Genomic DNA, 18543 nt, shown 5'->3' on the forward strand with positions numbered 1-18543 from the left:
GGAAGGTCTTCACGCATGCACATTAGGGGCGGTTCCTGGAACTCCGCAGGTCGGGCACCCAGGCGGGCCGCCATGGCATATCGAATGAAGGACAGGGAAACCGCTCTTGCAGCGGATCTTCTCGGCGTCGTACTCGCTACATGGGATTCTTTCGGACATAGGCATACCTCGCCCGCCGCTCACCGGCATGTATGTAGGGGGATTGGGGTTTGGTTTGCGTTGATTTACTATTGGTTAGCCAATAATCAATGGAAGGAACCAGCCTATGAATTTCAACGAGTCGCTAAGAAGCGCCGCCCACATTGGTGCTTTGTTAACTCAACGCTCCATAGCGTTTGCGCGCTCTGAGATGAAGGTTTTTTTGGGATGTGCTCTAGGCTGCTATGTTGGCTTCATCGTGTTATTTCTTCTGAAAGCTGATTCGGAGACGGCGACATTCGGTGATTTTCTTCGCGTGATTCACTCATCTTCGAACATCGCTGCTTCCTTCATAGCCGCGGCTCTTTCGATAGTTTTGAGACGTCTATTTCCACGAAAGTGATGCGGGTTTCAAACTGACCGGCGTTTACTTACTTTGCAGGTCGAAGCTTCCAGCCATTTTGAAGCGATGAGCAAATACTATTCGTACATGGGCTGGGGAGATTACACAACTGACGTTCCTGAGCAGGACAAAACTTCCTATAAGGACCGCGGCTGGGAGTGAGGATCAACCCGGTTACTGACATTCCATCCACGCTGGATGCCTGGACAGCGGGTAGACTGCTGAAGATGCAAGGGAACTTTTTCTTGTGATAGTGTCAATTTGACATGTGCCTGGGCAGAGCGCCAGCGTGCCGAAGATACCGGGTGGATTCCCGGCAAAGCAAGGAAGAAAGCGATGAGATTGATTTGTGTACTGCTGCTGATGATTAGCGGCTATGCCTTTGCTGGCTGCGACAGCATTGGCGATTCGGACCAGCGCGCTTACTGCCGAGCTAAGGAAGGCCATGGTAGTTGCAACTCGATCTCCGCGAGCGACCTGCGCTATACCTGTAACGCGGAAATCAATGGGAGTAGTTGCAATAGCATCAGCGACAGTGATCAGCGTTATTACTGCAATGCCAAGACCAACCATGGAAGCTGCAACTCAATCTCCGACCGCGACCTACGCTATGCCTGCAATGCTGAAACCAACGGAGGCAGCTGCAACAGCATTGACGACAGTGATCAGCGCTATCTGTGTAACGCGAAAACTAACAACGGTAGTTGCGGTTCGATCTCCGACAGAGACCTGCGTGCGCAATGTGATGCTTTGAAACATTGATTGAAAGCCAAGAAAACGGATTTACCCCCAAAAAATGTAGATGTGCCACCTATTATTCATCAATTTTCAGCTTCGACGACGCATTGGAAAAAGTCACCGCCTGAGAGATTTTTAAGCCGAAAATGCTACAGTCCCGCCAAACCAAAGAAGCAACGACATGCGGATTTTGATAGCGGCGGCGCTGGTAGCGATGCTGGCGGGGTGTATCGCGCCAACCATGAACGAGGCTCGCCAATCTGGCCCGTACAAGGTTCTCACTTCCAAAAAAAACGGACGCGGCGCTGGCTAAATATGTCCAGTACGAATGGCAGAAACAGTCGATATTCGGCGGTACGCCTGGCGCAACTCTTCAGCCTGGCCGCGATACTGGTTACACGGTGTTCACCGAGGGGTCCCAGTACTTCGTTGACATTCAGCCTAAAGGCTCCGGCGCCGAAGCGAAGTATTACGTGGTGGTCGGAAACTGGATTGCGAATAAGCGATTGGCCGCGCTGCAAGGATGCTTATAGTCCGCACCACTTCATCAAAGGCTCGCTTCGGCGGGCCTTTTTATTGCCTGGAGAAAAGCATGGGCGCAGCACAGAAGCTCGATATTTACGGCGCCAAGGGTGGCTCCGAGAAGCCAAAAAACGCCCACTGAGGCCCCTGACAGCCTGCGCTCTATCGCCATTGCCAAAATGCTAATCGCGATCGGCGAAGGTGAATTCGAAGGCACGCCTACCGCGGGCGATATCTTTCTCGACAACACCCCGCTGCAAGATCCCCAGGGAAACATGAACTTCCCGAACGTGAAGTGGGAGTGGCGCACTGGAGCGGTTGATCAGAGCTATATCCAGGGCATCCCCTCGATCGAGAACGAGACTACCATCAGTACCGAGCTGCGCAGCGGGACGCCATGGGTTCGCGCTATCAACAACACGCAGCTCTCTGCTGTTCGCGTGCGCTTCGCCTGGCCGGCACTTCAGTCTGTGGACGCCAGCGGCAACATTTACGGTTACCGGATTTAGTACAAAATTGAGTTGGCCATCGACGGCGGCGCCTACCAGCAGGTGCTTAGTGAAGCGGTCGATGGAAAGACCACCAGCCTTTCCGAGCGCACGCGCCGCATTGATCTTCCCACGGCAGCCACCGGCTGGTTGATGCGTATCACGCGGATGACCACAAACCAGAACAACAACAAAATCTCCGACACGATGCAGATCTCAGGCTTCACTGAGGTCATCGATGCGAAGGTTCGATACCCAAACACCGCGCTGCTCTACATTGAGTTTTCCGCCGAGCAGTTCCGCAGCATTCCGGCCGTCACGGTCGAGACCAAGCTGAAGAAGATGCAGGTGCCGAGCAACTACGAGCCTGTGTCGCGCACTTACTCCGGCGTCTGGGACGGCACGTTCAAGCAGGCGTGGACTGACAACGCCGTCTGGATGACCTACGACATCACCACGGCCGACCGCTTCGGCCTTGGCCGGCGCATCAAGCCTTGGATGGTGGACAAGTGGGAGCTGTATCGCATCTCGCACTACTGCGATCAACTGGTGCCGGACGGGAAGAGCGGCCAAGAGCCGCGCTTCATCTGCAACCTGAACCTGCAGAGCAAGGCTGACGCCTGGTCGCTTCTTCGTGACATATCCACGATCTATCGAGGCATGACTTACTGGGCCCAGGGCCAGGTGTTCACACTGGCGGATATGCCGCGCGCTACTGACTTCGACTTCGCGTACACCCGGGCGAACGTCATCGACGACAAATTCACCTACTCCAGCGCATCGGAGCGCACCCGCTACACCCGGGCGCTGATCAGCTACGACAACCAGCTGAACCACTACGACACCGATGTAACGGCTGTGACCGATGCCAAGCTGCAGCGGCGCTACGGCGACAACCCGTTGGAGGTGGTAAGCGTGGCCCGCCCGGAGCCTGGCGTGTTCGAAATCTCGGCTGTTCAGTACGATCCGAGCAAGTTCGCTCACATCGACACTGGGGCGCGGCTTGAAGAACGGCCGATCAGCGTTGTGCCAATCACGGTCGTTCCGGCGCCGGCGAGCGTCACGCTCACATCGAGCTACGCCGTGAACCAGGGCATCGCGATTAGCGCCATGAACATCTCGTGGCCGGCTGTCACCGGCGCCGTTGCGTATGACGTGGAGTGGCGCAAGGACAACGGAAACTGGATCAAGGTGCAGCGCACGGGTTCAACGAGCGTCGACGTTACTGGCATTTACTCGGGCGCCTACCTGGCCCGCGTGCGGTCGGTCAGCGCCTTTGAGATTTCTCGATCTGGAAGAACTCCAACCTAACCAATCTGGAAGGAAAGGTCGGGTTGCCGCCGGGGGTATTGTTCCTGACCACCATCAGCGAGTTGTTCGGTATTGGCATCAAGTGGGGGCTTCCCCGCCGGTGCCGAGGACACCCCGATAACTCTGCAAAAAAATGATCTTGCAGGCGAGGGAGAAGAAAGCAAGAGAGCTTTTCGACAGTTGAACCTCTGAGAGGCTCCTTTAAAGCCCAGCTAATCCGCTGGGCTTTTTGTTGAATTACCTACTCGTCACGCCCTTCCATCATGGTCCGCTTGAGCATCACATACACCGCCCCCGCGCCACCGTGTCGGGCCTGGCAGGAGGTGAAGCCGAGTACTTGTGTGTGCTGGCGCAGCCAGGTATTGACGTGGCTCTTGATCATTGGCCGCTTGCCGTCGAGCCGCACGGCTTTGCCATGGGTAACGCGCACGCAGCGGATTTCGAACTTGGTGGCTTCGGCGAGAAAGGCCCATAAGGTTTCCCGGGCTTTTTCCACGGTCATGCCGTGCAGGTCGAGGCTGCCTTCGAAAGGGATCTGGCCGGCCTTGAGCTTGCGCATCTGGCTTTCCTGCACGCCGTCGCGGGCCCACATCAGCTCGTCTTCGGGGCCGACGTCGATGACGAACTGGTCCGACAGGCCATCCACGGTGGTGGCGTCGGTGCGCACGGTCGCGGCCTGGCGCAGTTTGGCGATCTGCGCGCGATCGGTCTTGGGTTTACCGGTGTCGGCACGGTCATGCTTGATCGGCTTGACACCGCGCAGCTCGTTTTTGAACAGGGAAAAATCGTCGTCTTGCATGTCAGCCTCCGCGAAGGGCGGGCAGTTTACCTAAATCGCGGCGGCCGGACGCAGGAAACGCTATCCAAGCGCCACTAGTCGTGCTTCTTCATCAGGTGTGAGGCAATGTTCAACGACAGCGGCTGCCGCATGCGGCGTCGGCTGCGGCGCCACAACCACACACCCAACCACAGCACCAGCAGGCCAATGCCCAACAGCAAGGCAGAACCGCCCGGGCTGGCATTCAGTTCGCCCAGGGCCGGCGAATGGCCAAACAGACCAGCACCACCGGCGCCCGCCAACAGCACACCTACAATCGCCAGCAGCGCGGCAATGCCGGCCACCAAGCGCAGACGCCAATTGCTCGGGCCCTTGGGGCGCAAGCGACGAGCGTCAAAACCATCGGATATCTTCATCCCGACCTTTCCTCCAGGGTATCGGCCCTTCGACCGGAAGATACCCGGCTTGTTCCGGGGGCAGGGGTAATTGCGCCAAATGAAAGGGCTTAGCGGATGAGCGGGGCAATAAACCCGCCGCTCATCCCGGCGGCGATCAGATCAGATCTTTGGTCAAAGCGAGGGTGGCGAAGTTGTCGGCCATGATGGCCATTTCGGTTTGCTGCACCTGCTCGGCGCTCAGCACGCCGCCTTTGTACGGCAGGTCGCGGGTGGCGCAGGCGTCTTCCACCAGGGTGCAGCGAAAGCCCAGGTTCTTGGCGGCGCGCACAGTGGTGCTGACGCTGGAGTGGCTCATGAACCCGCAGACGATCAGATCCAGGGAACCCAGGTTCTGCAGGCAGTCGAGCAGTTCGGTGCCGTGGAACGCGCTGGGCAGCAGCTTGCCAATAATGGTTTCGTCAGCGCTGGGTTCCAGGCCGGGGATGAATTCACCGCGCTCACCTTGTGGGTCGAACAGGCCGCCGACGGTACCCAGGTGACGTACATGCACGATAGGGCGCCCGGCTTCCCGCGCCGCGGCGACCAATTGCTTGATATTGGCCACGGCCGCGTCCATGCCCGAGAGGGCGAGCGGGCCGCTGAGGTATTCCTTCTGGGCGTCGATGATCACAAGGGTCGCATGGCTGAGATTGGCAGCTGCGTAACCACGACCGCTGAGTTGAAACATCGTCTTTGGAACGGACATTCTGGGGCTCCTGTGAGGGGGGCGTTTGCGACATTGTCCACTGGCTGAGCGCTTCTGTGAATCGCTACGATCGTAAGGTACGCCGTTGCTGGCGTGCAGCGATGTCAAGAGGTGCGCGTGTTGGGCGCAATACTGGCAATTTGGATGAAAACCGACGTACGGCACCAGGTTCTTCGTACATCGTCGGTACAGGCGAAGGCTGTTAGAATCGCCAGTCGTTTTTTCCAGGAGTCTGCCCCGTGATCACTTCCCGCCTGCGCACCTTGCGCGACCATATCCGTTGGGCTGTCAGCCGTTTCCATGGGGAAGAGCTGTTTTTCGGGCATGGCACCGACAATGCCTGGGACGAAGCCCGCCAGTTGGTACTCGGCGCCTTGCACCTGCCTTGGGAAATGGCCGACAGCTACCTGGACTGCAACCTCGAAGAAGAGGAAATCTCCCACGTACAGCGCCTGCTGCATCGTCGCATCCATGAGCGCGTGCCCACCGCTTACCTGCTGGGTGAGGCGTGGTTCTGCGGCATGTCGTTTATCGTCGATGAACGCGTGCTGATCCCGCGATCACCGATTGGCGAACTGATCGAAAACCGCTTCGAACCCTGGCTGGCCCAACCGCCGGCGCGCATTCTCGACCTGTGCACCGGCTCCGGGTGCATCGGCATCGCCTGCGCTTACGAATTCCAGGACGCCGAAGTGGTGTTGGGGGATCTGTCCTTTGAAGCCCTGGAAGTGGCCAACCAGAACATCGAGCGTCATGGCGTCGACGAGCGCGTGTACACCGTGCAGGGCGACGGCTTCGACGGCCTGCCGGGCCAGCGGTTCGACCTGATCGTCTCCAACCCGCCGTATGTGGACGCCGAGGATTTTGCCGACATGCCGGACGAGTACCAGCACGAACCGGAGTTGGGCCTGGCCTGTGGCGACGACGGCCTGAACCTGGTGCGACGCATGTTGGCCGAGGCGGCGGACCACCTTACGGAGAAAGGCCTGTTGATTGTCGAGGTCGGTAACAGCCAGGTTCACGTCGAAACGTTGTACCCGGAGGTGGATTTCGCCTGGCTGGAGTTCCAGCGTGGCGGGCACGGTGTGTTTATGTTGACCGCCGAACAGTGCCGCGCCCATCAAGCGGTGTTTGCTGCCAAGGTTTAACAGGAACACCGTTAAAAAATGTGGGAGGGGGCCTCCTCCCACATCGATCGCCTTTCAAACGGCTATCGGTGCGTCGCAATCCAGATCAACAACCCCGCCTGAAACACTGTAAACGCCACCAGGCAGGTAATCGTAAAGCGCAAGCCGCTGTCTTCGCGCTTGAACTTGGTGACCTTTTCTTCTTCCTTTCGCAGCTTCACTTCCTGTTCCAGCAGATTCTGCTCGGCCTGCTGCAGCATCTGTGCGGCTTCGAGGATTTCCACGAACTGCACCTTCTCGGTGTTCCAACTGTCCAGCACCGCGCTGACCTTACCGGGCTGTACGTTGCCTTTGAGGTGCTGCACATCGGCGTAGGCCACATCGAAACCCTGGATGCGCAAGAAGTGATCGCGACGCAGGCGCGTGGATTCGTTGAGGGCGTCCTTGTTGGACAGGTCGACGCCATCGACGCGGTAATGGGACCAGTGCTTTTTCGCCCAAGCCGCGGCCTGGGCCACCAGGAATCGACCGATGCCACGGTTGGGCGGTTCGATCTCCAGGCTGTTGCTGGGGCCAAAATGCACGCGATGTTTATCGTGGTCGACCCACACATCCAAATGGTTCTGCTCGCGGCGCACGCGCTGACCGGGCAATTGGATGACCATGCGCAAAAGACTGTGGTGTTTGTCGTTGCGCTCGGCATAGCCGAACTGCACAAACCGCAACGGCCGCGCACCGGTAGCGCGGTCGGTGGCCAGGGGAGCCAGGCGCAGCATCTTGAAATGTTCGGCTTGAACGTCCGCCCATGGCAAAGGCGCCGTGTCGGCGGCCTCGGGTGTTGCGGCCGAGGTGTCGGCGGTCGGTTCGGGTAGTGCTTCTGTGGTTGTCATGCGGTGCGATCCTGTCCAGGCCCAGCGAGTCGACGGTCTTTTTACTGTCGACCCTGGGCTTATCGGCCGGATTTGCCAGGACTGGAGGCCATTTGTTGCTTAACGGGGTTGAAGTCCGTCGATAAAGCTCACGATGCGCTTGCCCAATTCAGCGGCAAGGGGCAATTGCGGGTCGTTGTAGGACGCCAGTTGCTGTTTCACTTCCTTGGGCACGATGCGCATCACATGATTCATGCCGTCGATCACCACCAGTTGCGCGTCGGGCTTGGCCTGCTTGAGTTGCCGTGCATCGTCCACGCCCACTTGGATATCGTGGGTGCCCTGGATAATCAGCGCCGGCATGTTCAGCTTGGCGAACGCGGCCGATGGATCGGCGCGGAATAGGCTGATCAGATACGGCTGCACACTGGGTCGGAAAATGCCTTGCAGCGGGCCAGGCACATCGGCGTCCACCTGGCCGGCCTTGAGGTGATCGAGGATTTCATTGCTGCGTAACAACAGGGCAGGGGGCAGGTGATCGGCCAGTTGCTGGCGGATCACTTGATCCACGGGGCGCGCGCTGCCGGACAGGGAAATCACCCCGGCAGGCTGCAACTGCGGCGCGGCCAGCGCGGCCACCAGTGCACCTTCACTATGGCCCAGTACGATCAATGGGCCCATGCGCTTGTCGGCCTTGAGCAGGTTGCCCCACGCCACCGCGTCGGCGACGTAGGCATCCAGGGTCAGGTTGCGTTCGTCCGGGGTGGCGGCCAGGCTGGCGGCCACGCCGCGCTTGTCGTAGCGCACGCTGGCGATATTGTGCCGGGCCAACACCCAGGCCAGGCGCTTGAGGCTGTCGTTGCGCGCGCCGTCGGCGCTGTTGCCGTTGCGGTCGGTGGGGCCGGAACCGGCGATGATCAATACCACTGGCACCGGGCTGTCGGACTGCGGCAGCAACAACGAGCCGAATAGCTTGCCACTGCCGGTGTCGAGGCTGATGGGCCGTTGTAGGACAACAGGGGACGCGGCGTGGGCCAGGGTGGTCAAGAGGGTGAGGGTGAACAGCAAAACTCGCAGCATCATCGCGCCATCATCAGGGAAGTGCCGGTTGGACCCATGCCGACCGGTAAGGTTTCGAGGATGAACTAGTCGGTGTGCCCGCGTATACTGGCGCGCTTGGTTATCACCCCTGAGTGATTACAACTGATTTCACGGAGCGCCCTGCATGTCCGGCAATACCTTCGGCAAGCTGTTCACTGTCACCACCGCGGGCGAAAGCCATGGCCCGGCGTTGGTCGCCATTGTCGACGGCTGCCCGCCCGGCCTTGAGTTGACCCTGGACGACCTGCAGCGTGACCTCGACCGCCGCAAACCCGGCACCAGCCGCCACACCACCCAACGCCAGGAACCCGATGAAGTCGAGATCCTCTCCGGCGTGTTCGAAGGCCGCACCACCGGCTGCGCCATCGGCCTGCTGATTCGCAATACCGACCAGAAGTCCAAGGACTACTCGGCGATCAAAGACCTGTTCCGCCCGGCCCACGCCGACTACACCTACCACCACAAATATGGCGAGCGCGACTACCGTGGCGGCGGCCGCAGCTCGGCCCGGGAAACCGCCATGCGCGTGGCGGCCGGGGCCATCGCCAAGAAATACCTGGCGACCCAGGGCATCTTGATCCGTGGCTACATGAGCCAGTTGGGCCCGATTGAAATCCCGTTCAAGACCTGGGACAGCGTGGAAGACAATGCGTTTTTCTGTCCCGACCCGGACAAAGTCCCGGAGCTGGAGGCCTATATGGACCAGCTGCGCCGTGACCAGGACTCGGTCGGCGCCAAGATCACCGTGGTCGCCGAAGGCGTCAAGCCGGGCCTGGGCGAGCCGATTTTCGACCGCCTCGACGCTGAGCTGGCCCACGCGCTGATGAGCATCAACGCGGTCAAGGGCGTGGAAATCGGCGCCGGTTTCGCCTGTGTCGCCCAGCGCGGCACCGAGCATCGCGATGAGCTGACGCCCCAAGGTTTTCTCAGCAATAACGCGGGTGGCATTCTCGGGGGTATTTCGTCCGGTCAGCCCATCGTCGCGCACCTGGCCCTCAAGGCCACCTCCAGCATCACCACCCCGGGCCGTTCGATCGACGTGCACGGCAACCCGGTGGACGTGATCACCAAAGGCCGCCATGACCCCTGCGTCGGCATCCGCGCCACGCCGATCGCCGAAGCGATGATGGCCATCGTGCTGATGGACCACCTGCTGCGCAATCGCGGGCAGAACGCCGACGTGCAGGTGACGACCCCGGTACTGGGCCAGCTGTGACCGTCCGCAATATTGGCTGTGGTAAGCAAAATTGTTGTGGTGAGCGAGCTTGCTCGCGCCGGGCTGCGAAGCAGCCCCCCACACCATGCTGATCCCGTACTGGCGCCTTTCCAGCTTCTACCTGTTCTACTTCGCCCTGCTGGGCGCCACTGCGCCGTTCCTGGCGCTGTACTTCGATCACCTGGGGTTCTCCAGCGCGCGCATCGGCGAGCTGGTGGCCATCCCCATGTTGATGCGCTGCGTGGCCCCGAACCTGTGGGGCTGGCTGGGGGATTACACCGGCCGCCGCCTGGCCATCGTGCGTTTTGGCGCGGTGTGCACGTTGCTGAGCTTCTCGCTGATTTTCGTCAGCCACACCTATGCCTGGCTGGCGCTGGTGATGGCGCTGCATGCATTCTTCTGGCACGCAGTGCTGCCGCAGTTTGAAGTGATCACCCTGGCCCATCTGCAAAAACACACCTCGCGCTACAGCCAGATCCGCCTTTGGGGCTCCATCGGTTTCATTCTTACCGTGGTCATCATGGGCCGCCTGTTCGACTGGCTAAGCCTGGACATCTACCCGGTGGTGGTTGTGGTGATCATGGCCGGCATCATCGGTGCCAGCCTGTGGGTGCCGAATTCACAGCCGGCCAACCACGGCAATCGCCTGGCCGGGGACGGATTCCTCAAGCAACTGCGCAGCCCCGGCGTGCTAGCGTTCTACGCCTGTGTGGCGCTGATGCAGATGAGCCATGGCCCGTATTACACCTTCTTGACCTTGCACCTCGAACACTTGGGTTACAGCCGGGGCGTGATCGGACTGCTGTGGGCGCTGGGGGTGGTGGCCGAAGTGCTGATGTTCCTGGGCATGAGCCGTATCCTTACGCGCTTTTCGCTGCGCCGGGTGCTGCTGGCGAGTTTTCTGCTGGCGGCGCTGCGCTGGGTATTGTTAGGCACATTGGCCGAATTCTTTTGGGTGCTGCTGCTGGCGCAGGTGCTGCATGCGGCTACCTTCGGCAGTTTCCATGCGGCGGCGATTGCCTTTGTGCAGCGCAGCTTCGGGGCTAAACAACAGGGTCAGGGCCAGGCGCTGTACGCCGCATTGTCCGGCACCGGCGGAGCCTTGGGCGCGCTGTATGCCGGCTACAGCTGGAACCTGCTGGGCCCGACCTTCACCTTTAGTCTTGCCAGCGTCGCCGCCCTGGCCGCGACCGTTATCATCGGCTTTCGATTGCACGAGCAGAACCAAGGAACCCTTCAATGAGTTATGTCGCCGTCTACCACGTCGCTACACCGGATACGCCGAACAAGGTGCTGACCCATCTCGACGATATCGCCAGCACCCTGGCCGAGCACGGCGCGCGCTTCGAGCGCTGGCAACCGGCCGCGATCGAGAAGGGCGCCACCGATAGTGCGATGATGGAGGCGTATAAGGCGCCGATCAATGATCTGGGGTATGCCAACGTCGAGGTGCTCACGGTCATCGACCCGCGCCCGCCGCTTGCCGAGCAACGTTGCCGCGAAGCCCACGCCCACTTCTTTATCGCGGGGCAGGGGCTGTTCAGCCTGCATGTTGGCGATTACGTCTACAGCGTACGCTGCGAAAAAAACGATCTGTTGGTGATTCCGGCCGGCATGGCGCATTGGTTTGATCAGGGCGAGCATGGGCATTTTGTCATGCTGCGGTTGTTCAACAGTGCCGAGGGCGCCAAGCCTGCGCTGACGGGCGATACCCTCGCCGAACGCTTTCCGGGTTTGGACGACTAACCTCAACGAATAGGATCTTCAACCCCGGCAAATTTGAAATTGCTGTGGGAAGTGGCTTAGTTATCTGTAGGGCTCTGCTGTTTATGCGGACCCTTGCCCACGACGTGCATGGGTTGTGTAACTCTTCTGCGGCCTCAGTGTTTATGTCACCTGTCAATAGGAGGAATCCGAAGGGTGATCGGGCATTAGCCAATAAAAAGGAGAGACGCAATGAATCGCCCAGAGGAGTCGTTTGAGTCGTCGTATACCGTGCCCAATGCCGTCAGAAGACGCCTTAACTTATGGGGGAAGCCGCTGACGCCGTCGGAGTTGGAAATCCTGCGATGGGCTTCCGAAGGCAAGACCGTCTGGGAGATCAGCCAGATTCGCTGCACCTCCGAGGCCACGGTGAAGTTCCACTTGCGCAACATCTACGGCAAGTTGCAGGTCAACAACCGCGTACAGGCCATGAACGAAGCCGCGCGCCAGGGTCTGTGTTAAGCCCATAAAAAAGGGCCGCGACGCTCAACGGCGTCGCGGCCCTTTTTGTGCGCGGCTGACTTACGCGGAGTGGTAGGTCGGCAGGGCGAAGCGATTCTGGCTTTGCAGCATGGAGATCTGCGGCAGCTCACTGGCTTGCTCAGCTAGGTCACGACGGATGGCGCTGATCACCCAGGTCAGTTGGTCGGCAGTATGCAATTGCTGGTAAGAGATCGAGCGTTTGACCTGCTTGCCTTCACTGTTACGCAAGGTCAACAGGATGCCGCCGTCCGGACGAGGCTGAGTGGTGACGTCGTAGTTGGAAAATACCGAAGCGAATTTATCTTGGATCAGGCTCATGTTTATCAGCTCCATTGGCTCAAGTGGGCAAGCATGGAGTGATAGGTGCAGCGATTGTGCCAGCTTAACGAATACTAAAAATTCCTTATAAATCATGGCCTTATAAAAAATAGAAATTTTCGTTTTCGTGCAATTTGCATGAATGGCCATCATGCATCCTGCATTTTGCGTTACCCGGCGCGGTGCCACTGGCGCCTCATTACGTTTAAAGACTGTTTAAGCGCGGCTAAATTCCCTTTTTCCCGAGCGCATCCGTCGGGATACAAAACTTTTCAAATCCTGCGTGTACAGCTGAAGAAGGGCTGACGTATTTTCCTGCAAGGCATTTAGCAGCTTCCTACGGTGATGCTGCTGTGTGCGGATCATACGAAGAATAAGAAAAAGGACGTTCCGCCATGAACCCTCCGCATGACGACATGATCACCTGGGGCAAGATGCTACGTAAGGTGCCCGCCATTGTTCGCGCTTTGCCGCGCGTGGTGCGTGGCATGCGCGCGGCGAATGTCACCGACCCCGGCCAACCTTGCGGGCTGGGTTGGGAGTTCGAGCAAGCCACCTTGCGCAACCCCGACGGCAACGCGGTGCTGTACGGCGACCGCGTGCTCAGTTACGCCGATGTCAACCGACAGGCCAATCGGATTGCCCACCACTTACACGCCCAAGGCATTGGCAAGGGCGATGTGGTGGCGCTGTTTATCGAAAACCGCCCGGAATTATTGCTGTGCGTACTGGCCGTGGCCAAGCTGGGCGGCATCTGCGCGATGGTCAACACCGCGCAAACCCAGGCGACGTTGGTGCACAGCCTTAACCTGGTCAGCCCGGTGGCGATCGTGGTTGGCGCGGAGTTGGTCGGTGTTTATGACGCGGTGCGCGATCAGGTGCCGATCCAGGCCGAACGGACATGGTTCGTGCCTGATCAGTCGTCAGCGTCGCTGCCCGAGGGCTATGGCGACCTGATCGCAGCCAGCGCCGACTGCGCGCAGGCTAACCCTGCCAGCACCGCCCAGGTGTTCTTTAACGACCCCTGCTTCTATATCTACACCTCCGGCACTACTGGCCTACCCAAGGCCGGCATCATGAAACATGGACGCTGGACCAAGACCGCCGTGAGTTTCGGCCGCATTGCCCTGGACATGGGCCCCGACGACGTCCTGTATTGCACCTTGCCGCTGTACCACGCCACCGGCCTATGTGTGTGCTGGGGCTCGGCGATTGTCGGCGCGTCTGGGTTCGCCATCCGTCGCAAGTTCAGCGCCAGTCAGTTCTGGGACGATGCGCGCAAGTTCAACGCCACCACCCTGGGCTACGTGGGCGAGTTGTGCCGGTACCTGCTCGACCAGCCGTCCAGCGAAAACGACCGCGACAACCGCGTCACCAAGATGGTCGGCAATGGCCTACGCCCCGGCGTGTGGGCGCAGTTCAAGGCGCGCTATGGCGTGGCTCATATCTGCGAGCTGTACGCCGCCAGCGACGGCAACATCGGCTTCACCAATGTGTTGAATTTCGACAACACCATCGGTTTTTGCCTGCAGCACTGGGCGCTGGTGGACTACGCCCACGACAGCGGCGAACCGATCCGTGGCGGCGATGGCTTCATGCGCAAGGTCCAGACGGGCGGGCAGGGGCTGCTGCTGGCCAGGATCGATGACAAGTCGCCCTTCGACGGCTACACCGACCCAGAAAAAAACCGCAAGGTCATCCTCACCGACGTCTTCGAACCGGGCGACCGTTATTTCAACACCGGCGATCTATTACGCAGCATCGGTTTCGGCCACGCGCAGTTCGTCGATCGCCTGGGGGACACCTATCGCTGGAAAGGGGAAAACGTCTCCACCACCGAAGTCGAAAACGTCCTGCTGCAACACCCGCAGATTGCCGAAGTGGTGGCCTACGGAGTGGAAATCGACAACACCAATGGCCGCGCCGGCATGGTCGCCATCACCCCCAGCGAGTCCCTGGCCGCGCTGGACATGCGTGAACTGCTGCAATTCGCCCACGGCCAGTTGCCCCCATACGCGGTGCCGCTGTTCCTGCGGATCAAGGTGCAGATGGAAACCACCGGCACATTCAAGTACCAGAAGGTGCGGCTCAAGGAAGAGGCTTTCGACCCGGCCAAGGCGGGCAACGACCCGGTGTATGCCTGGCTGCCGGGGTCGGATGGTTACGTGCCGATCACTGGCGAGCTATTGGCGCAGATTCAGGGTGGCCATTTCCGCTATTGATTGAGTGTGTCTATGGACACTTTTGACAAAAAAGCCATGACAGTGGGGAACTCCATCGCGACACTGGGCGCCATATTCAGTACTTGAACTCGCACCCGCCAAGGAGCCCCCATGTCTGCCCCCAAACAAATGACCGAAGACGAAGCCGCCGAATTTGCCGAACAGGTTTTCGATGTGGCTCGCAAAGGCGATGCCGCCATGCTCGCCGCGCTGCTGGCTAAGGGCTTGCCGGCCAACTTTCGCAATCACAATGGCGACACCTTGCTGATGCTGGCGGCGTACCACGGTCATGCCGAGGCGGTCAAAGTGCTGCTGGAGTTCAAGGCCGACCCGTTGATCGCTAACGATAAGAACCAATTGCCGATTGCCGGCGCGGCGTTCAAAGGCAACCTGCCCGTAGTTAAGGCCTTGATCGAAGGCGGCACGCCGGTGGAAGCCGCGTCGTCGGACGGTCGCACCGCATTGATGATGGCGGCGATGTTCAATCGCGTCGAAATGCTCGACTACCTGCTCGCCCAGGGCGCCAACCCCAAGGCCACCGACGCCCAGGGCGCCACCGCGTTGGCAGCGGCGCAGACCATGGGCGCGATGGATACGGCGGCGCGTTTGCAGAATCTGGTGTAGGCTTTGCGCCCTCGAAAATCAGCCCGCAACAGGAACGCCCATGAAAACCGCCCTCGTCGAACTCATCAGCCACATCAGCGCCGGCGTCATGGGCCAGGATGAGGTGGCGCGCATCGCCGAGGAGGCCGCTCAGGCCTACGCCGATCCGGCGGCGTTTCTGGCCGCCAACCCGGATATCAACTACGACGACACTTTCCCGATCCCTCTGGGGGAGTGGGTGGTGGTCGGCAGCCTGCCGGACACGGTGCTGTTCCAGGCTGACACTTATGGCGACCTGTTTGCCCAGATCGTCGCGTCGTTCGGCCCGGGTGTGGCGTTCAACCTTAAGGCCAAACAACTGGCCAAGACCGAAGCGCTGACCGCGCTCAATCGCATCCAGGTGCAGATGAGCGCCCTGAGCCAGGAAGACGGTGGCTATGTGCTGGTGAACTTCAGCCAGTTGCTGGACGATGAGATTCAAGTGGTGCTGGTTTATGGCAACGTCCTGCCACGGGTACTGGAATTGTGCGCCGAGGTCGGGATCAAGGCCGAGCCGTCCCTGGAAGCCCTGAAAATCGCTGTACATGTCTGAAATAAAACGGAACCCTGGCAGGGGCTGACTATCCTACAAGGGCATGCCCTCACTTAGGAGCGACACCATGGGTTCCACGTTCAATGGCCTGATTGGCCTGATCATCCTCGCGCTGGATATCTGGGCGATCATCAACGTCTTCAAAAGCGGCGCCAGCACCGGGGCCAAGGTGTTGTGGATCCTGCTGATCCTGCTGCTGCCGGTACTGGGCCTGATTATCTGGGCGATCGCCGGCCCGCGCGGTAACGTGCGGATCTGACCACGGCGTTCAGGGGCTATGTGTGAGAGGGAGCCATTCCCTCCCACACGGGCTTGCCGTCCGGTCTGGAAATTTGTGTATCGAAATATGCGTTGCACGGAATTTTCACATTCCCTCCAAGACAATTCCCCCCGGTTCCAGCTGCGCGCCAATCAAGGCGCGGTAAAGCTCCCCGTTCAGTAATTTAATAGCCTTGCCGGCCTTGATCGGGCACCATTCGCGCCACGCAATACTTCGTCACTTCAACTTCCAATGGGTCCTGAAACGACATGGCAAACCCGGACGCCCTGAGCCAGCAGCGAGCCTCGACTCGTCTGCTGCAACCGACCGTCAAATCCCATCTGGCATACACGCTGCTCTGCGCACTGGTCATGATGGTGATGTTCTCCCTGCTGCGCCTGGCGCTGCTGGTATACAACCGCGAGATGATCCTCGACACACCGGCCTCGACCTTCCTTGAAGCGTTCGGCAACGGCCTGCGCCTGGACTTGCGCTTGGTGGTGTACCTGAGCATTCCGCTGTTGCTGGCGCTGTTCAGCGTGCGCGCGATGGCCGCGCGTGGGTTCTTCCGTTTGTGGTTGACCGTCGCGTCCAGCATCGCCCTGTTCCTGGGCCTGATGGAAATGGACTTCTATCGCGAGTTTCACCAGCGCCTCAACGGCCTGGTCTTCCAATATGTGAAGGAAGACCCGAAAACCGTGATGAGCATGCTCTGGTACGGTTTCCCGGTGGTGCGTTACCTGCTGGCGTGGGCCGTGGGTACGTTGATTCTGAGCATGGCCTTCAAAGGCGCCGACCGCGCCACGCGCCCGCGCGGCCCGTTCAGCGGCGGCAGCATCGGCACGCGCCAAGTGGCGCCGTGGTATTCGCGCATCGCCGTGTTCGTGGTGTGCCTGCTGGTGGCCGTGGTCGCCGCCCGTGGCACCCTGCGCCAGGGCCCGCCGCTGCGCTGGGGCGACGTGTACACCACTGACTCCAACTTCGCCAACCAGTTGGGCCTTAATGGCACGCTGTCGCTGATTGCGGCGGCCAAGTCGCGCTTCTCCGAAGACCGCTCCAACATCTGGAAGGCCACTTTGGAGCAGCCGCTGGCGACCCAGACCGTGCGCGACATGCTGGTACTGCCGACGGAAAAATTGGTGGATACCGACACCGCCGCCGTGCGCCGTAACTTCCTGCCGCCGGCCGAGAAAACCCTGCCGATCAAGAACGTCGTCGTGATCCTGATGGAAAGCTTCGCCGGCCACTCGGTGGGCGCGCTGGGCCGTCCGGGCAACATCACGCCGTACTTCGACAAATTGTCCAAGGAAGGCCTGCTGTTCGATCGCTTCTTCTCCAACGGCACCCATACCCACCAGGGCATGTTTGCCACCATGGCCTGCTTCCCGAACCTGCCGGGTTTCGAATACCTGATGCAGACCCCCGAAGGCAGCCACAAACTGTCGGGCCTGCCGCAGTTGCTCAGCGCGCGCAAGTTTGACGACGTGTATGTCTACAACGGCGACTTCGCCTGGGACAACCAGTCTGGCTTCTTCAGCAACCAGGGCATGACCAACTTCATTGGCCGCAATGACTTCGTCGACCCGGTATTCTCCGACCCGACGTGGGGCGTGTCCGACCAGGATATGTTCAACCGTGGCCTGCAAGAGCTGAAGGCCCGTGAAGGCGGCAAGCCGTTCTACGCGCTGCTGCAAACCCTGTCCAACCACACGCCGTACGCGTTGCCGACGCCGTTGCCGGTGGAGAAAGTCACTGACCGTGGCAGCCTCAACGAGCACTTGACCGCGATGCGTTACTCCGACTGGGCCCTGGGCCAGTTCTTCGAGCAGGCGCGCAAGGAACCGTACTTCAAGGAAACCTTGTTCGTGATCGTCGGCGACCACGGCTTCGGCAACGAACAGCAAATCACTGAGATGGACCTGGGCCGCTTCAACGTACCGATGCTGATGATTGCGCCGGGCATGCAGGAAAAGTTCGGCGAGCGCGACCACACCGTGGGTACGCAGATCGACATCGTGCCAACCATCATGGGCCGCCTGGGTGGGGAAACTCTGCACCAGTGCTGGGGCCGCGACCTGCTCAACCTGCCGGAAGGGGACAAGGGTTTCGGCGTGATCAAGCCTTCGGGCAGCGATCAGACCGTGGCGTTGGTCACTGCGGACCGCATCCTGGTACTGCCCAAGGAAATGCCACCGAAGTTGTGGCAGTACGAGTTGGGTGCCAACCCGACCGGCAAACTGATTCCGGAGTCTTCGGATGAGGCGGCCCTCAAGCAGAAACTTGAGTCGTTCCTGCAAACGGCGACCAAGAGCCTGTTGGATAACACCGCCGGTGTGGTGGACGGCAAGCCGGACTGATTAACCGGCAATAAAAAAGAGGCCCTCTTGAGGGTAATGCCAGTCAGTTAAGCTGACTGGCATTTTTATTTCTGATCGGATACTTCGGTGATTTCAGCCGAATCGTCCGAG

General features: G+C 59.9%; 17 protein-coding genes and 1 pseudogene. 12 read left to right on the forward strand and 6 right to left on the reverse strand.

Annotation, left to right across the window (positions count from 1 at the left end; translation table 11 throughout):
- The first annotated feature begins 877 nt into the window (after positions 1-877).
- Positions 878-1303, forward strand: a complete 426-nt coding sequence (locus tag ACFZPT_RS14560) for a hypothetical protein (RefSeq protein ID WP_034114657.1) — start codon at positions 878-880, stop codon at positions 1301-1303.
- Between the two features lie 568 nt (positions 1304-1871).
- Positions 1872-3723 (forward strand): annotated as a pseudogene (locus tag ACFZPT_RS14565) (host specificity protein J); the annotation flags it as partial.
- 118 nt (positions 3724-3841) lie between these two features.
- Here ACFZPT_RS14565 and ACFZPT_RS14570 read toward each other — a convergent pair.
- From ACFZPT_RS14570 to ACFZPT_RS14580, 3 genes are all read right to left on the reverse strand, one after another.
- Positions 3842-4399, reverse strand: coding sequence for a Smr/MutS family protein (locus ACFZPT_RS14570; protein ID WP_034114655.1), 558 nt, complete (start codon positions 4397-4399; stop codon positions 3842-3844).
- Between the two features lie 74 nt (positions 4400-4473).
- A complete protein-coding gene (locus tag ACFZPT_RS14575; RefSeq protein ID WP_034099345.1) occupies positions 4474-4794 on the reverse strand; it encodes a hypothetical protein in 321 nt (106 codons plus the stop codon).
- Positions 4795-4930: 136 nt separating this feature from the next.
- Positions 4931-5521 carry a cysteine hydrolase family protein gene (locus ACFZPT_RS14580; RefSeq protein ID WP_034099343.1) on the reverse strand — a complete coding sequence of 197 codons (591 nt, stop codon included), beginning with the start codon at positions 5519-5521 and terminating at the stop codon, positions 4931-4933.
- A 239-nt stretch (positions 5522-5760) separates the two neighbouring features.
- Here ACFZPT_RS14580 and prmB point away from each other — a divergent pair, with 239 nt between their 5' ends.
- Positions 5761-6669, forward strand: coding sequence for a 50S ribosomal protein L3 N(5)-glutamine methyltransferase (gene prmB / locus ACFZPT_RS14585; protein ID WP_034114653.1), 909 nt, complete (start codon positions 5761-5763; stop codon positions 6667-6669).
- Positions 6670-6731: 62 nt separating this feature from the next.
- On the opposite strand, the gene ACFZPT_RS14590 is transcribed toward prmB, so the two are convergent.
- Both ACFZPT_RS14590 and ACFZPT_RS14595 read right to left on the reverse strand, forming a co-directional pair.
- On the reverse strand, positions 6732-7538 hold the full coding sequence (locus ACFZPT_RS14590; protein WP_034114652.1) for a hypothetical protein: 807 nt from the start codon (positions 7536-7538) through the stop codon (positions 6732-6734).
- 99 nt (positions 7539-7637) lie between these two features.
- Positions 7638-8600: an alpha/beta hydrolase gene (locus tag ACFZPT_RS14595; protein WP_034114650.1), complete on the reverse strand. Its 963-nt coding sequence runs from the start codon at positions 8598-8600 to the stop codon at positions 7638-7640.
- 142 nt (positions 8601-8742) lie between these two features.
- Here ACFZPT_RS14595 and aroC point away from each other — a divergent pair, with 142 nt between their 5' ends.
- From aroC to ACFZPT_RS14615, 4 genes are all read left to right on the forward strand, one after another.
- Positions 8743-9834 (forward strand): chorismate synthase, encoded by a 1092-nt coding sequence (aroC, locus tag ACFZPT_RS14600; protein WP_034099336.1) that lies wholly within the window; start codon positions 8743-8745, stop codon positions 9832-9834.
- A gap of 85 nt (positions 9835-9919) precedes the next feature.
- Positions 9920-11077: an MFS transporter gene (locus ACFZPT_RS14605; RefSeq protein WP_379555381.1), complete on the forward strand. Its 1158-nt coding sequence runs from the start codon at positions 9920-9922 to the stop codon at positions 11075-11077.
- Positions 11074-11580 (forward strand): acireductone dioxygenase, encoded by a 507-nt coding sequence (locus ACFZPT_RS14610; protein WP_034114647.1) that lies wholly within the window; start codon positions 11074-11076, stop codon positions 11578-11580. The genes ACFZPT_RS14605 and ACFZPT_RS14610 overlap by 4 nt, the downstream gene beginning before the upstream one ends.
- A gap of 210 nt (positions 11581-11790) precedes the next feature.
- Positions 11791-12060 carry a response regulator transcription factor gene (locus ACFZPT_RS14615; protein ID WP_034099331.1) on the forward strand — a complete coding sequence of 90 codons (270 nt, stop codon included), beginning with the start codon at positions 11791-11793 and terminating at the stop codon, positions 12058-12060.
- A 60-nt stretch (positions 12061-12120) separates the two neighbouring features.
- Here the strand turns inward: ACFZPT_RS14615 and ACFZPT_RS14620 are convergent, their stop codons facing one another.
- Positions 12121-12399, reverse strand: a complete 279-nt coding sequence (locus ACFZPT_RS14620) for a DUF3509 domain-containing protein (RefSeq protein ID WP_003172952.1) — start codon at positions 12397-12399, stop codon at positions 12121-12123.
- 395 nt (positions 12400-12794) lie between these two features.
- Between ACFZPT_RS14620 and ACFZPT_RS14625 the strand changes: the two genes are divergently transcribed.
- The 5 genes from ACFZPT_RS14625 to ACFZPT_RS14645 all read left to right on the forward strand — a co-directional run bounded on the left by ACFZPT_RS14625 (position 12795) and on the right by ACFZPT_RS14645 (position 18432).
- Positions 12795-14621 (forward strand): long-chain-acyl-CoA synthetase, encoded by a 1827-nt coding sequence (locus ACFZPT_RS14625; RefSeq protein ID WP_034114645.1) that lies wholly within the window; start codon positions 12795-12797, stop codon positions 14619-14621.
- Between the two features lie 111 nt (positions 14622-14732).
- Entirely contained in the window at positions 14733-15245 is a 513-nt protein-coding gene (locus ACFZPT_RS14630) for an ankyrin repeat domain-containing protein (protein ID WP_034099327.1), read from the forward strand.
- A gap of 40 nt (positions 15246-15285) precedes the next feature.
- Entirely contained in the window at positions 15286-15816 is a 531-nt protein-coding gene (locus ACFZPT_RS14635) for a hypothetical protein (protein ID WP_034114643.1), read from the forward strand.
- A 67-nt stretch (positions 15817-15883) separates the two neighbouring features.
- The gene (locus tag ACFZPT_RS14640) at positions 15884-16075 is read left to right on the forward strand and encodes a PLDc N-terminal domain-containing protein (RefSeq protein ID WP_003172956.1); all 192 of its coding nucleotides are present in this window, start codon (positions 15884-15886) and stop codon (positions 16073-16075) included.
- Positions 16076-16344: 269 nt separating this feature from the next.
- Positions 16345-18432, forward strand: a complete 2088-nt coding sequence (locus ACFZPT_RS14645; protein ID WP_034114640.1) for an LTA synthase family protein — start codon at positions 16345-16347, stop codon at positions 18430-18432.
- Positions 18433-18543 lie beyond the last annotated feature (111 nt).

The organism is Pseudomonas sp. MD330_10, assembly GCF_042610415.1.
GTDB classification, from domain to species: domain Bacteria; phylum Pseudomonadota; class Gammaproteobacteria; order Pseudomonadales; family Pseudomonadaceae; genus Aquipseudomonas; species Aquipseudomonas rhodesiae.

Excerpts from the sequence above, each read along its gene's own strand:
- ACFZPT_RS14615 (WP_034099331.1), top strand. The coding sequence starts at position 11,791 with ATGAATCGCCCAGAGGAGTCGTTTGAGTCGTCGTATACCGTGCCCAAT.
- ACFZPT_RS14595 (WP_034114650.1), bottom strand. The coding sequence starts at position 8,600 with ATGATGCTGCGAGTTTTGCTGTTCACCCTCACCCTCTTGACCACCCTG.
- ACFZPT_RS14640 (WP_003172956.1), top strand. The coding sequence starts at position 15,884 with ATGGGTTCCACGTTCAATGGCCTGATTGGCCTGATCATCCTCGCGCTG.
- ACFZPT_RS14630 (WP_034099327.1), top strand. The coding sequence starts at position 14,733 with ATGTCTGCCCCCAAACAAATGACCGAAGACGAAGCCGCCGAATTTGCC.
- ACFZPT_RS14560 (WP_034114657.1), top strand. The coding sequence starts at position 878 with ATGAGATTGATTTGTGTACTGCTGCTGATGATTAGCGGCTATGCCTTT.
- ACFZPT_RS14575 (WP_034099345.1), bottom strand. The coding sequence starts at position 4,794 with ATGAAGATATCCGATGGTTTTGACGCTCGTCGCTTGCGCCCCAAGGGC.
- ACFZPT_RS14620 (WP_003172952.1), bottom strand. The coding sequence starts at position 12,399 with ATGAGCCTGATCCAAGATAAATTCGCTTCGGTATTTTCCAACTACGAC.
- ACFZPT_RS14590 (WP_034114652.1), bottom strand. The coding sequence starts at position 7,538 with ATGACAACCACAGAAGCACTACCCGAACCGACCGCCGACACCTCGGCC.
- ACFZPT_RS14580 (WP_034099343.1), bottom strand. The coding sequence starts at position 5,521 with ATGTCCGTTCCAAAGACGATGTTTCAACTCAGCGGTCGTGGTTACGCA.
- ACFZPT_RS14570 (WP_034114655.1), bottom strand. The coding sequence starts at position 4,399 with ATGCAAGACGACGATTTTTCCCTGTTCAAAAACGAGCTGCGCGGTGTC.
- ACFZPT_RS14610 (WP_034114647.1), top strand. The coding sequence starts at position 11,074 with ATGAGTTATGTCGCCGTCTACCACGTCGCTACACCGGATACGCCGAAC.
- ACFZPT_RS14635 (WP_034114643.1), top strand. The coding sequence starts at position 15,286 with ATGAAAACCGCCCTCGTCGAACTCATCAGCCACATCAGCGCCGGCGTC.
- aroC (WP_034099336.1), top strand. The coding sequence starts at position 8,743 with ATGTCCGGCAATACCTTCGGCAAGCTGTTCACTGTCACCACCGCGGGC.
- ACFZPT_RS14625 (WP_034114645.1), top strand. The coding sequence starts at position 12,795 with ATGAACCCTCCGCATGACGACATGATCACCTGGGGCAAGATGCTACGT.
- ACFZPT_RS14645 (WP_034114640.1), top strand. The coding sequence starts at position 16,345 with ATGGCAAACCCGGACGCCCTGAGCCAGCAGCGAGCCTCGACTCGTCTG.
- ACFZPT_RS14605 (WP_379555381.1), top strand. The coding sequence starts at position 9,920 with ATGCTGATCCCGTACTGGCGCCTTTCCAGCTTCTACCTGTTCTACTTC.